This window comes from Nevskia soli DSM 19509 (assembly GCF_000711955.1).
Lineage (GTDB): Bacteria > Pseudomonadota > Gammaproteobacteria > Nevskiales > Nevskiaceae > Nevskia > Nevskia soli.
Genome location: NZ_JONR01000047.1, coordinates 20301 through 33894, shown reverse-complemented (window position 1 = coordinate 33894; position 13594 = coordinate 20301). Strand labels below are relative to the sequence as shown.

Here is a 13594-nt window from a genome sequence, read left to right as displayed (position 1 = left end):
GCACCATGGAGTCACCATGCCGCACTCTGTCCGACTTGCACTGCGCAAAAATGACCGCCGTCGCAGGCGCGATTCATTCTGTTACAGGCTCTTAGATGATTCCTACTACAGGGGAACGACGGGCCGTACCGGTAAACTACGCACCGATGAAGCGCCGACGGGCGTGGGCTGCCGGGCCGCCATGGCATCCCCCTTGCGACTTCATCAATCAAATCAGGCTGCTTTACTGCCCAGGGACTGTATGCACATGCGTTCGATCGTTCTCGCGCTTCTGGCGCTGCTGCCGGCCCTGGCCGCCGCCGATGACCTGTCTGCCGCCCCGGGTCCTGGCCTGGCTCCCGGCCTGACCCCGGTCGGCGCCGAACAGGGCGCCAACAAGGACGGCACCATCCCGGCCTGGACCGGCGGCCACGCGCGCTCCGGCAAGCTCAGCGGCGAATTCCCGCACGACGCGCAGATCGACGGCGACAAGCCCCTGTTCGTCATCACCCACGACAACTATTCCAGATACGCCGATCACCTCAGCGAGGGGCACAAGGAACTGCTGCGGCGCTTTCCCGACTACAAGCTCAACGTCTATCCGACGCATCGCACCGTTTCCTACCCGGATTTCATCTACAAGGCCACCGCGGCCAACGCCGCCGGCTGCAAGCTGCTCGGCAGCGACGAGCCGGACGGCTGCAAGCAGGGCTTCCCCTTCCCGCAGCCCAAGTCCGGCGCCGAGGTGATCTGGAATCACAAGCTGAAATGGCGCGGCGAGGCGGTGGTGCGCTTCAACAACCAGTTCATCGCGCAGCCGGACGGCAGCTACCAGCAGACCAAGATCCTCGAGAAGGTGAAGTTCTACTACGCCACCACGAAAAACCCGGTGACGCTGAAGAACGGCGAGGGCGAATTCCTGCGCTACCTGTCGCAAACCCTGTCGCCGGCGCGCCTGGCCGGCACCTTCATCCTGTTGCAGGACAAGGCCGGCCTCGGCGACAGCGGCCGCGCCGCCTGGCTCTACACGCCGGGCCTGAAGCGCCTGCGCCGCGCGCCAACGGTGCAGTACGACAACCCCTACGAGGGCACCGACGGCAACCAGTTCTACGATCAGGTCGATATGTTCAACGGCGCCCTCGACCGCTACAACTGGAAGCTGGTCGGCAAGAAGGAGTTCTACCTGCCGTACAACTCCAACCGCATCGCCGGCAACACGGTGAAGTTCCGCGACCTGATCCGCCCGCATCACATCAACCAGGAGCTGCCGCGCTACGAGCTGCACCGCTACTGGGTGGTGGAAGCCACGGTGAAGCCCTCGGCCAACCACACCTTCAAGCTGCGCCGTTTCTACGTCGACGAGGACAGCTGGAACGTCGAGGCGGTGGACTGCTACGACAACAAGGACCAGCTCTACAAGTTCCAGGAAGGCCACCTGGTGACCACGCCCAGCGTGCAGGCCGCCACCACCGTGCCGGAAGTGATCTACGACCTCGCCTCGGGCCGCTACATCGTCACGGCCGCCTTCAACGAGGACCAGCCCTACGATCTCGCGGTGACACCCTCGGACGACGAGTTCACGCCGGGCGCGGTGCAGAAGCTGACCAACAAGTAAGGCTTCGGGAATCGGGGCAACGGTTTATTGCGATTCCCTATTCTCAGCCGCCCGGCATCGCACCCTTCGCCGACTTCGCCAGCAATCCGGTCGGCAGCACGCGCAACAGGCTGCCCACGATGTTCCAGGGATAGACCGGCACGGTCGAGGTCTGCACGCCGCGCTGGATCAGGTCGGCGATGATGCGGGCGCCCTTGTCCGCGCTGACCAGGAAAGGCCGGCTCTTCATGTCCTGGTTGATCGGCGTATCGATATAGCCGGGGAACAGGGTGGTGACGCGGATCGGCGTGCCGTGCAGCTCGCCGCGCACCGCATCGGCGTACACCGCGATGGCGGCCTTGGAGGCGCTGTACGAGGCGGCTCCGGGCAGGCCGCGGAATGCCGCCACCGAGGAGATCACCACGATCTGGCCGCGATTCTGCTGGCGGAACAGGGCCACCGCGGCGTCGATGGTCGCCATCGCGCCCAGCACATTGGTTTCGATCACCGCGCGGTCCGCGGCAAAGTTGCCGTGGCCCACCGGGTTGGTGCTGCCGATGCCGGCGTTGGCGATGACCAGGTCCAGGCCGCCGTGCTCGGCCGCGCTCGCGGCGATGGCGCTCTGCACGTCGTCATAGCGCGTCACGTCGAGCGCGCGGACGTCCACCCGCCGCTGCCGGTAGCGCTCGGCGATGCCGCGCTTCACCTGCTCCAGGCTGTCGCTGCGGCGCGCCGCCAGCACCAGGTCATAGCCGCGCGCGGCGAGTTCCGGGGCCAGCGCCAGGCCGATGCCGGAACTGGCGCCGGTGAGGAATGCGGTCTTGCTGTTGCTCATGGGATGCGCCTGGGCCTGGGGTCGGGACGACGATGATAAGCCCGGCATGCGCCGGGCTCATGATGATTTCATGAAACGCTTTGTGAAAAAACGGTTTCAGATGCCGGCGGCGTGCAGGGCATTGCCCGCTGCGATCGGATCGCCGGTGCGCTCGAAGGTATCGGTCCAGCTGCTGTAGGTGCGCATCTGCCCGGCCTTCCAGGGATGGTAGCCCGGCTTGTAGTAGGCGAAGTAATGGCCCAGTACCGGCGCGTAGAGACCGCCGGGCTTGTACAGCCACCACAGGCCGCGCAGCCAGATTCCGGCGCGCCGGCCTAAGCTGAAGCCGTCGACGCGGAACATGTGGGCCATGATGATGAAGGTGTGCAGCGGCATGCCCCAGGACACATGCAGCATGGCCAGGATGCGGGTGAAGTAGCCCACCTTCGCCACTTTCTGCATCACGTCGAACGCCACCGCCTTGTGTTCGATCTCCTCGATCGCATGCCATGCATACATGGCGCGGATGCGCGGATCGGTGTCCTGCAGAATCTCCCGGCGCTCGAAGAAGCTGTGCGCCATCACCGCGGTCATGTGCTCGGAGGCGGCGGTCAGCGCCAGGGTGTAGCGGCGCGAGAAGAGGCGGCGGAACACGCCGAACATGACGTCCTTCTGCCGCTCCATCAGGCGCTGCACCTTGATGCCTTGTTCTTCCAGGCGCGTGTTGAAGCGCGTATGCACCATGCCGTGCTGGCCTTCCTGGCGCGTGAAATCCCGCACCTCCTGCGCCAGTTGCGGATCGGTGATGCCTGCGCTGAAATCGCGCACGCAGACGATGAAGAATTTCTCGCCTTCCGGGAACAAGGTCGAGAGGGCGTCGAAGAAGCGCGTCTTGAACGGATCGCCAGCGAACCAGTATTTTGGAATGTCGCCGTCGAGTCCGAAGTCGAGTTTTTCGCGCGGTACGATGGCATGCTGTTGCCCGGTCTGCTGCATAGGCGTGGTCCCTGGTAGACGCGACTTTGACATTGATGCCGTGTTGCGACTTTATGCGACTTTAGAGGGCGGGCAGGGAAGCCACTATGACCGCCCACGACCGGAGGGAACATTTTGCGACAAATGCCGGGGAAATGCACCCCTGCCGGACCGTAAAGCGGAGAACCTGGCATCTTATCCAGCGTGAAACGTGACGCGGATCAAATTCGGCTTGCCGTTGGCGACGTTCCGCACGCAGGAATATGACACCCTGAACAGAAGCCATAAAAGCGTTTCCGAAAATCAGGGGCACACACATGACAGCCGAACTTCACACCGATCGTCGCAGCCTGCTGCTCGCGGCTGCACCCATGCTGGCCGACCGTCTCGATGTCCTGTCGGTGACCGCGTCGCAGATCGCGCGCGAAGTGGGCGTCTCCGAAGAAGATTTCACCGATGAATTCGGCGGCGTCGAAGGTTACTGCGCGTTGTTGCAGTTGCAGTTCTTCGAAGGACGTCTGAACAATGTGCTCGGCCGTGCCGGTACCATGCAGCCCGGACTTGAACGGATCCGCACGGCCTGGACCAGTTACCTGGACTATTCCGTCGAGCACGCCGCGGTGCACGGCTGGTGTCGCCGCGCCCGGCAGCGCTTCCCCTCGATGCTGGAAGAGCTGCGCCGCCGCAATCACGCGGTACTGCTGATGATTCAGATCGAATTCAGCACCTTGCGCTGTCCGCATGCGATGGAGCGCGCGCGACTGGCGGTAGGCATGGTGCTCGAAACGGTCAAGGTCGAGACCGAGTCGCGCGCGAAAAACGAAGCGATGCGCGCACTGCTCTGGTCAGCCTTGGAGATGTTCGCCAGAACTTAGTTCCCCGCGGAGGGTCTGTAAACGGCCTGCGCGGCGACTCGCGGGTCGGATTACAATGCACACGCGGGCAGTATGCCGGCGTGCTTCTAAAGATAACTAAGGAGATGTAACAATGACCTTGGAGCAATTGACGGACCATCTGAGCGAGCAGCTTTCGATCAGCAAGGTGCAGGCGCATGAAGTGGTGCATGTATTGACCAAGCAGATTACGCAGGCTCTGCTGGCCGGAGATCGCGTGAGCCTGCCGGGACTGGGTTCCCTGTCGGTCGGCGTGCGCAAGGCACGCAGCGGACGCAATCCGCGCACCGGCGAGACCATCCAGATCGCCGAGCGCAAAGTGGTGAAGTTTTCCGCGTCTTCCCAGCTGAGCGGCACGCTCAACCCCGGCGCCAAGTAAACTCCGGCGCGCACGCCCCGCCGTCCTAGCGACGCGGGGTGGCGCGCATTGGCCCCAGCCCGCCGATCCTCATGGCGCGGGCCTGGACTGATCCGTGTGAATTCCGTCTGCGTTGTACGTCAGGCAAGGCGGCGCCATTCTTTTTTCGGACAGCTTCCTGGTCCCAGGATGTAAGGTTCTGCGCTCCGGGCACGGTTAAACTAGCCGTGTGGGGGAACCATGAAAGAGACCGTGACCACGCAATGGCGTTTCCGGCATGCGGGCCGCACGCTCGGTCCTTATCCGTGGTCGCTGATCGTGCTGCTGCACAGCCGCGGCTCGCTGCCGGACGCCGCGCTGGTACAGCGGGTAGGCAGCAGTACGTGGATGCCGTTGCGCGAAGCCCTGGCGGCGCAGCTCGAGCCTGCATCCGACGCGGTGCCGCAATCGTCTGCGGAGCCGCTGTCATCATCCAATATCGCTCCGCTGCGGCCGCAGCCGTCGATAGCCACCGAATCCAGGCGAACCGCCCTTGCCGATACGGACGACGAAGTCAGTCGTTTCCATCTGCACTTCCTGCTGCTCTATGTGATTCCGCTGCTGGCGCTGGTCATGGCCTTCTACTGGGTCATCTTCAGCGTGCGCGACGATATCGATCCGCGCCCCTGGTGGCTGGCCCTGGCGGCGATCACCCTGCTCATGCCCATCTGGTATGTCGCCGGCAGCCTGTGGCTGTGGGCGGCCAGCGAAGACCGCAAAGGGCTCGCCGAACATGGCCTGCCGCGCGTCGCGGTGGCGTTCATGGGGCTGCTGCTGCTGTTCCTGCTGTCGAGCAACTACCGCCCGCTGAAAGCCCTGGTCGGCATCGCCAGCCATGCCGATCCTTACGGGCAGTTCGCCATCGGCATCGAGAACGACGGCCGCGCCCTGGTCTACAAGGGGACTTTCGGTTACGCCGCGCCCGCCAGCCTGCAAGCGGCCCTGAAGCGTCACCCGCAGGTGGATACCGTGGTATTCGACAGCGCCGGCGGCTGGATGGTGGCCGGCCGCGGCGTCGCGCGTGTGCTGCGTGAGGCGCATATCCAAACCGTGGTGGCACGGCGGCGTTGCGCCAGCGCCTGCACCCTGGCGTTCGAAAGCGTGCCGATGCGCGTGCTCGAATCCGATGCCGCGCTCGGCTTTCATTCCGAGTCGAACCAGTTCAGCTGGGCCGAGAGCGATCGCGCCAACGACAGCTTCGAGGAAGTCTTCGCCGCGCGCGGCATCCCGCGCAGCTTCATCGACAAGGCCATCGGCACGCCGCCCGGTACCCTGTGGTGGCCGGACGTGGCGCAACTGCTGCACAACCACGTCATCGACCGCGTGCGTTTCGAAGGCCGTGACCTGCAGGAGCAGGATTACTTCCTCGCCGAAGTGGACAAGTACTTCGGCGGCGAGGAATTCGCGCCCCTGGCGCAAGGCCTGCGGGAATTCGCGCCGGCGCACCTGCAACGCCTGCGTCAGGATGTCGCCACCCTGCTGGCGCAGGATGCGATGGAAGGCCAGATCGGCGCCGTGACCCAGCACGCGCTCGACGCCGACGAACAACTCGCCCTGCAACGCGCCGGCGATTCCGCCCAGGCCGAGCGCGCCGCCATGCTGGCCGATCTGCTGGGGGAGTTCGGCACACGCGCGCCGCAGCTGTGCTATTCGATCTGGACCGGCACCAACCCCATGGCCGTGAACCAGGGCTTCACGCCGGCGCAGCGGCGCACCTTCCTCAAGCAGATGGGCGCCATGCTGCATGCCGCCGCGCAGGATCCACGGCCGCCGCCCAGCGACGAGGACGGCGCCGATCTGCTGGCGCGGGCCATGCACGCCGCCGATCTGAAGTACGGTCCGGTCGTCTTCGACGTGGCGACCGCGCGCCGCGAAGGGCGCATCAGCGATGCGATGATCTGCGACATGGCGCAAAGCACCTTCCGCCAGATCCACGCCATGCGTCCCACCGAGGCCGGCGCCGCGATGCGCTGGCTCGCGCTGGGCAAGTCACCCGGCGGCAGATAGCCCTCGACGGCGTCCTGGCCTGACGGCCCGGCTCAGCTTGCCGTCTCGCCAAGCTTCTTCCACTCCGCATTGCTGATCAGGGTCGAGCGGACGATTTCGAGCTTGGCGCAGCCGTCGATGCTGCGCAGCAGCTGCTTGACGTGCGCGGACAGCGCCGGATGTACCCAGGGGCTGAGCGTGATGCGGCCAATGCAGCTCAGCGGCAGTTCGATGTCCAGCTTCGGCACGCTGTCGCTCTTCGACTCGTACACCAGCCGGAATTCGTTCTCGTGCTGGAACGCATAGCGCTTCAGGAACGGCAGATCCCTGACGGCGATCTTGTGGCCGCGGATATCTTCCATGGTCAGGTAATTCACGGCGCTCGCCTTCAGACCGGACTGCCGCTTCATCGCCGCGAGGAACGGCGCCCGCTTGAAGCGCACGCACACCCCGCCGGAGCCGCCCGCGAACACGCGCCAGTGGTGATAGGTCTCGTCGGCCTGGGTGAAGCACAGTGCGAGTACCGACTTCAACTTTTTCTTATCCCGGTACAGTTCCAGGTAATGGGAGTCGTTGCTGTCGTCCCAGGAAGCCGGATCGAGCAGCGTGATCCTGCGCTCGCTCAGCATGTAGATCAGTGCCGGCAGCTCGGTGTAGCGCCGCAGGTAGCTTGCGTTCATGGCCCTTCTCCCGGTGCGCTCAGGCACTGCGCTGCCGCTCGTCGAGCGCGGCGACATCGCGCCGGTAAGCCGTTTCGAAATGCTCCGCCGTCCTGCCGCGCAGCTGCGCGAAGCTGTCGTCCACCAGCAGCTTGCCGTCGCGGTAGACCGGGCGCAGCAGGTTGTCGCGCCCGTCCAGCGCTTCCTCACGCACCGCGGCGTAGCTGTCGCCCTCGCGCACCACCGCGTAGCGCCCGGCCTTGCTGCGCTTGCCCGGGTCGGTGACCGGGTCCTTGTAGATGTCCCGCACGCCGTCGCCGATCTCGCCCCAGCTCGCCTTCATCGCCCACTTCAGCGTGTCGCGGTCGACCTTCTGCAGCAGGCCGCCGCCCATGCCGAAGGCCAGGTTCTCCGTGCTGATGGCGCGCATCTTCAGCACTTCCAGGATGCGCGGCAACGTGTTCAGGTCCACGCCGTCGCCCTGGATCATGCGGATATACGGCGGCAGCACGCGGTAGCCCTTGCCGTTCTGGGTATGGCCGAAGCGGCGCATCAGGTGTTCGATCACGCGCGGCACCACCGCCACCGGGTCGCCGCTGTCCGGGCGCACCACGATGCGGCCGCCGTTCTCCACCACTTCACGGTGCAGGTCCTCGCCGACGATATGGTCGAGCGCGTTCCATACATCGTAGCTGTCGATGACGAAGGCGAGCACCTTCTGCGGCCCGGAGAACTGCCGGATCATGTTGCGGCAGGCGTCGCGCTCGCCGCTGCGGCCCCAACTGGTCATGGTGCTGTGCTCGGAGGCGGGAATGCTGAAAGCCGCCATCGGCTCATGGTAGTAGCGGCGCGCAGTCATCAGCGCCGCCAGGGTATCGGTGCCGTGGAAGTTGAGCAGGTGCCCGGCGCCGCCCAGCCCGGCGGCCTCCTCGCCGGTGGCGCCGCGCGCGCCGAAGTCGTGCAGCTGGAAGTCGAGGCCGTCGAGCGTGTCCGCCGTTTCCTCCAGGTAATGCCGCAGCACCTTCTTGCAGGCAAAGGACAGGCTGGCCACCGTGCTCGGATACCACACCGCGCGCAGCAGCGCGGTCTCCAGGTAGCTCGGTACCCAGAAGCACTCGGGGTCCGTGTTCATCACCTGTACCACCGGCACCAGGCCGGGCGCCACCGTGCCTTCGGGCAGCGCCTGGATCTCCACCGGCAGGTAGCCGCCGTGGCGGTCGACGATATGCTCCCAACCCTTGCGGTTGAAGAAGCCAAGGTGCGCCATGGCGACTTCCTCGGCTTCGTCGATGTCGGCACGGATGATGGGTTGGCCGAGGTGCTCCTTGAGGAAGGCCTGAAGGCCGAAGAACAGCACATCGTGAAAGGCGCCGCCGCGACTCTCGATATAACTGGAGATGCGCCGGGTCTCCGGCGGATATTGCAGGTAATGCGTCAGCTTGTAGCTGTCGGTATTCAGGATGAGATTGTGCCGTGGGCTATCCATGACCGTCCTTGTGGGCTCCTGCAACTTGGATTGTAAAGGGGCAGGGGCGTTCCGGTCCTGTTCCGTCCCGGGGCAGGTGATGTACATCGTCCTTCGCTACACTCGGCGCTGAGGGCACCGATAATTATGGAGGCCGATTCCCGCCATGAAGATTTCCCTGCCGGTGCGCGGCTCCGACGCGATCAGTCCCACCGCGCACTACACCGGCTATGTCTGGTATCGCCACGGCCTGTCCCATCCGGGGCTGGTGACGCCGCAAGGCCGCGCGCTGTACCACGCGCTGCGCCCGCTCAACGCCAGCTCGCGCGGCATCGGTGGGCCGACGCTCGAAGGCTTCCTGCTGGCGCGCCACCGCGCCATCGACGCCCTGCTCGGCCACGCCATCGACAGCGGCGCGGTGGGGCAGGTGGTCGAGATCGCCGCAGGCCTGTCGCCGCGCGGCTGGGACTTCGCCAGACGCTACGGCACCCGCATCCAGTACGTCGAGGCCGACCTGCCGCACATGGCGCAACGCAAGCGCGAACGCCTCGCCGCCGCCGGCCTGGAGACGCCGCGGCACCGCGTGGTGGCACTGGATGCGCTGGCCGACGGCGGTGCGCTGTCGCTGGCGACGCTGGCGCAGTCGCTGGATCCGAAGCAGGGCCTGGCCATCATCACCGAGGGCCTGCTCAACTATTTCGATACCGACACGATGCTGGGCATGTGGCAGCGCTTCGCCACCGTGCTGAAACGGTTCCCGGCGGGCGCCTATTTCTCCGACCTGCACCTGGCTTCGGACAACCGTGGCGCATCGACGCGCACCTTCGGCAAACTGCTGGGCAGCTTCGTGCGCGGCCGTGTCTATCTGCACTTCGGCTCGGTGGCCGAAGCGGAGGCCGCCTTGATCCGCAGCGGCTTCGCCACGGCGCAACTCATCGCGCCCCAGCCGCAGGCCATGTCCGGAGGCGCGATCGACCGCAAGGGCGCGGCTCTGGTCAGGGTGATCAAGGCCGGCACCTGAAACGCGCCGCCCTCGCAACATTCAGGCCTTGTGCAGAGCCTCGGCGCGACTCTTGATCCCCGCCGTCATCCCGGCAAAGCCCTGCTCCAGCTTGCCGCCGAGCAGTCCGCGCACCAGCGGCTGCAGCCAGCCGGCGATTTCGAAATGCGACTGGTAACGGCAGCGCCCCGGCCCGAGCGCCGTCACCGTGTGCGAACGCCGGCTGTGCAGCGCGCCCAAAGGCGCCGGCTTCATGCTGTAGCTGAACTCCTTCCCCGGTGTGTGCGTCAGCATCCACTCGCGCTGCGGCCGCGGTCCCGAGGCGAACAACTGCACCTGCAGATCGATCGGATCGCCCGGCTTGAGCGTGGTGCTGCATTCGCGCAGGAACGGATTCCATTCGTTGTAGCGGGGAAAATCCGTGATCACGCTCCACACCACTTCGGCGGGAGCTTCGATATCCAGCGTAGCGTCGATGACAAAGGCCATGTGGAGTCCGGGACATGAGCGCGGCGACGCTCAACGGTCATCCTAGCCCGGCCCCGGCTCAACGTCCTACGCCAAAGGGGCGAGACAGCACCATCGACCGCTTTCCTTGAAACGTCCCGGGCGGATGCGCCGATCCGGGGCGTTCATAGGCTATTTCTACCAATAGCCATCTTCATCCAATGGAATGAAGCTTGCGAAGTGGGGGATATTGGTATCGCAAGGTACAGGGACAGACCTTCCTGACTATTACACCGCCTACAGCCGGACCCACGATGGCCGGCGGGGCTCATGGGAGCTGCACAAAATGGGGCTTTTCTCTTCGACATCCCGTCCGGGCGCGTTCCGGCGGCTGGTGTTGCTTTCCTTGCCGTTCACCGCTGCGCTCGCCGCGCCAATGGCGCAAGCCGCCTGGGTCAGCACGGCCACCCACGGCCTGACGCTGAAGTCCTCCGTCGCCAGCAGCGCCGTCCCGGCGAGCCAGCCGGTGCATGTCATCATCGGTCTCAAGCTGCAGAACCAGAGCCAGCTGCAGACGCTGCTCAGCAATCTGCACACCGCCGGCAGCCCGCAGTTCGGTCAATACCTGACGCCCTCGCAGTTCAAGGCCGGCTACGCGCCGACCGTGGCCCAGGCGGAGTCGGTGGCCGCCTACCTGAGCAGCGCCGGCTTCAAGAATGTGCAGATCACCCCCAGTCGCATGCTGGTCACCGCCGATGGTACCGCCGCCGTGGCGCAGGCGGCTTTCAACACCTCGCTCAAGCAGTTCGCGCTTTCCGGCCGCACCGTGTTCGCGCCGGTGAAGGACGTACAGGTTCCGGACAGCATCGGCGGCGTGGTGCTGTCGGTTCTCGGCCTGCAGAACGCCTTCCAGAAGACCGCCGCCATCAGCCAGGTTTATCCGGTGGCTTCGGCGCCCGCTTCCGGCGGCAAGTTGCCGGCCTCGATTCCCCTCGCCAACGCCGCCGTCACGCCCACGCTCAACGCCAGCTTCACCCCCGCGGCGTTCCGCAAGGCCTATGACGCCGGCACCACGGCGGAAGGCTCCAACACCGTCGTCGCCATCTCCACCGCCGGCTCCGACCTGGTCCAGGTCACCGCGGATCTGCGCCAGGCCGAGCGCGACAACGGCCTGCCTTACGTGCCGGTCGAAGTGAACCAGGTCGCCCCGCTGCCGGACCCACAGGATCCCAGCGGCGACGGCGAATGGGACCTGGACAGCCAGTCCTCCACCGGCATCGCCGGCAACGTCAACAAGCTGATCTTCTACAACGCCACCGATCTCGGCGACAGCCTCTCGATGGCCTACGACAAATTCGCCGAAGACGCCGTCGCCCGCATCGGCAACATGTCCTACGGCGGCTGCGAAGCGCTCGACATCCTCGTCGGCAGCGCCGCCACCGACGACCAGCTGTTCATGCGCGCCGTCGCCCAGGGCCAGACCTGGTTCGCCTCCGCCGGCGACGCCGGCGCGGCCTGCTCCCTGCTGATCAACCTCGGCACGCCCGACACCGGCCTGATCAGCGTCGAATACCCCGCTGCCTCGCCCTACGTCGTCGCGGTCGGCGGCACCTCCCTGTTCACCGACAGCAGCTTCGACTACGCGCTCGAAATCGCCTGGCTCGCCACGGGCGGCGGCACCAGCCTGCTGGAGAAAGCCCCCGACTGGCAGAAGGGCATCGTGCCCACTGCCGCGCTCGGCCTGCGCGGCGTGCCGGACATCGCCATGGACGCCGGCTTCAACGTTGCCGTTGCCCTGTTCTACTCGGCGGCGGACACCGTGGTCAGCGGCGAGCACGAAGCCGTGATCGGCACCAGCCTGTCCTCGCCCCTGGCGATGGGCACCTGGTCGCGCTACATCACCAGCCATTGCGACCAGGACGGCAAGACCATCGGCTTCGCCGCCCCGGCGATCTACGCGCTCGCCAGCAGCAAGGCGCCCTTCGCCACCGCCACCGGCTTCAGGGATACCGTCATTGGCTTCAACGGCCTGTATCCCACCACGCCCGGCTGGGACTTCACCACCGGCTTCGGCAGCATCGACATCACCAAGCTCGACGCCGCCCTGCCCAAGCCGGCCGGCGCCTGCACCGTCGCCGCCGCGCCTACCGCCGTACTCACGGCGGATACCAGCAGCGGCAAGGCCCCGCTGGCCGTGACTTTCGATGCCGGCGGCTCCAGCGATCCCGCCGGGCTCGCCCTGAACTACTACATCATCGACTTCGGCGACGGTAGCCCGGTCACCTTCTCCAGCACCCCGGCCTTCGCGGCGCATACCTATGCCAATGCCGGCACCTACGTCGCCAGCCTCACCGTGCGCAACGCGCAGGGCCAGGTCAGCCCGGCCGTGACGCAGGGCATCACCGTCAGCGGCACGCCGCTGGCCTGCGTCGCGCCCGGCCAGCAGGTCGTCGGGGTGGGCGCCGTCAGCGGCATCGAGGGCATCGACCCGTTCCCCTCCGCGGACGACTTCCAGGCCAGCTACATCGGCGAGCCCGGCGACCAGGCCAACAAGCTGGTCTTCACCATCAAGGTGCCGTCCCTGAAGACCGTGCCGCCGCTGTACCGCTGGGTCACCTACTTCAACATCCCCGAAGACACCGACGAGCACTACGTCGCCATGGTCTCCGCCGATGGCGCCGCGCCGGCGTTCAACTACGGCACCCATAGCGCCATTCCGGTGGCCGGCCTGGGCGACTTCACCGTCACCGGCGCACTCGACGCTGCCAGTGCCTACAACGCCGACGGCACCATCACCCTGGTGCTGGACAAGAGCAAGCTCGGCCTCAAGACCGGCGACAAGCTGAGCGGCATCGCCACCAGCGTGCGCGTCTCGGTGCCCGACGATCCCACCGGCACCCTGCCGCTGGGCGAAGGCCTCACCGTGGTGTCCGGCGGCGATCCGGATCCCTACACCGTGGTCGGCAACGACACCTGCGCGGCCGCCACCGGCAGCAGCAGTTCGAGTAGTTCGGGTGGTTCTTCATCAGGCACGTCCGGCGGCTCTTCCAGTAGTTCGTCGAGCAGCTCCTCGGGCGGCTCCTCCACCAGTTCCAGCGGCTCCAGCTCCTCCGGCAGTTCCGGTGGTGGTGGAGGCGGTGGTGGTGCCGTCGCACCGGGTTTGTTGCTGCCCTTGCTGGCAGCGGCATTGCGCCGGCGTCGGCTCAAGGCCATGTGTTCCTGATTCGGACTGATCGGATGAAAGGCCGCCTCCGGGCGGCCTTTTTTATGGGCGCTGCTCCATGGCGCCTCGCCGCTGTCGCCATCTGTCAAGCAATCCACTGGCGATGAGGCTAGCGTTCCTGTCATAGAGGCCATCCCATGCAATGGCCCGGCGAGGGAAGAC

At 66.0% G+C, this 13594-nt stretch carries 11 protein-coding genes; 6 read left to right on the top strand and 5 right to left on the bottom strand.

Annotated elements, in window-relative coordinates; all coding sequences use genetic code 11:
• Positions 1–247: 247 nt before the first annotated feature.
• On the top strand, positions 248–1594 hold the full coding sequence (locus BP26_RS0119840) for a DUF1329 domain-containing protein (RefSeq protein ID WP_036517461.1): 1347 nt from the start codon (positions 248–250) through the stop codon (positions 1592–1594).
• 43 nt (positions 1595–1637) lie between these two features.
• Here BP26_RS0119840 and BP26_RS0119835 read toward each other — a convergent pair whose 3' ends face one another.
• Together BP26_RS0119835 and BP26_RS0119830 are read right to left on the bottom strand one after the other, a co-directional pair.
• Positions 1638–2408 (bottom strand): SDR family oxidoreductase, encoded by a 771-nt coding sequence (locus BP26_RS0119835; RefSeq protein ID WP_029922303.1) that lies wholly within the window; start codon positions 2406–2408, stop codon positions 1638–1640.
• A gap of 96 nt (positions 2409–2504) precedes the next feature.
• The gene (locus BP26_RS0119830) at positions 2505–3383 is read right to left on the bottom strand and encodes a metal-dependent hydrolase (protein ID WP_029922302.1); all 879 of its coding nucleotides are present in this window, start codon (positions 3381–3383) and stop codon (positions 2505–2507) included.
• A gap of 296 nt (positions 3384–3679) precedes the next feature.
• Here BP26_RS0119830 and BP26_RS0119825 point away from each other — a divergent pair, with 296 nt between their 5' ends.
• From BP26_RS0119825 to BP26_RS0119815, 3 genes are all read left to right on the top strand, one after another.
• Complete coding sequence (locus tag BP26_RS0119825) at positions 3680–4237, top strand: hypothetical protein (RefSeq protein ID WP_029922301.1); 558 nt, start codon at positions 3680–3682, stop codon at positions 4235–4237.
• Between the two features lie 112 nt (positions 4238–4349).
• Entirely contained in the window at positions 4350–4634 is a 285-nt protein-coding gene (locus BP26_RS0119820) for an HU family DNA-binding protein (RefSeq protein WP_029922300.1), read from the top strand.
• 219 nt (positions 4635–4853) lie between these two features.
• A complete protein-coding gene (locus BP26_RS0119815; protein WP_157572658.1) occupies positions 4854–6659 on the top strand; it encodes a hypothetical protein in 1806 nt (601 codons plus the stop codon).
• Positions 6660–6691: 32 nt separating this feature from the next.
• On the opposite strand, the gene BP26_RS0119810 is transcribed toward BP26_RS0119815, so the two are convergent.
• Together BP26_RS0119810 and BP26_RS0119805 are read right to left on the bottom strand one after the other, a co-directional pair.
• Positions 6692–7318, bottom strand: coding sequence for a DUF2971 domain-containing protein (locus BP26_RS0119810; protein WP_029922298.1), 627 nt, complete (start codon positions 7316–7318; stop codon positions 6692–6694).
• 19 nt (positions 7319–7337) lie between these two features.
• Positions 7338–8783 (bottom strand): nicotinate phosphoribosyltransferase, encoded by a 1446-nt coding sequence (locus BP26_RS0119805; RefSeq protein ID WP_051749202.1) that lies wholly within the window; start codon positions 8781–8783, stop codon positions 7338–7340.
• Positions 8784–8928: 145 nt separating this feature from the next.
• On the opposite strand from BP26_RS0119805, the gene BP26_RS0119800 reads away from it, so the two are divergent.
• Positions 8929–9783 (top strand): class I SAM-dependent methyltransferase, encoded by an 855-nt coding sequence (locus BP26_RS0119800; protein ID WP_084183262.1) that lies wholly within the window; start codon positions 8929–8931, stop codon positions 9781–9783.
• A 21-nt stretch (positions 9784–9804) separates the two neighbouring features.
• Here BP26_RS0119800 and BP26_RS0119795 read toward each other — a convergent pair whose 3' ends face one another.
• Positions 9805–10251, bottom strand: coding sequence for an SRPBCC domain-containing protein (locus tag BP26_RS0119795; protein ID WP_029922295.1), 447 nt, complete (start codon positions 10249–10251; stop codon positions 9805–9807).
• Positions 10252–10603: 352 nt separating this feature from the next.
• Between BP26_RS0119795 and BP26_RS26910 the strand changes: the two genes are divergently transcribed.
• Positions 10604–13432 carry a protease pro-enzyme activation domain-containing protein gene (locus tag BP26_RS26910; RefSeq protein WP_169740750.1) on the top strand — a complete coding sequence of 943 codons (2829 nt, stop codon included), beginning with the start codon at positions 10604–10606 and terminating at the stop codon, positions 13430–13432.
• The last annotated feature ends 162 nt before the right edge of the window (positions 13433–13594 follow it).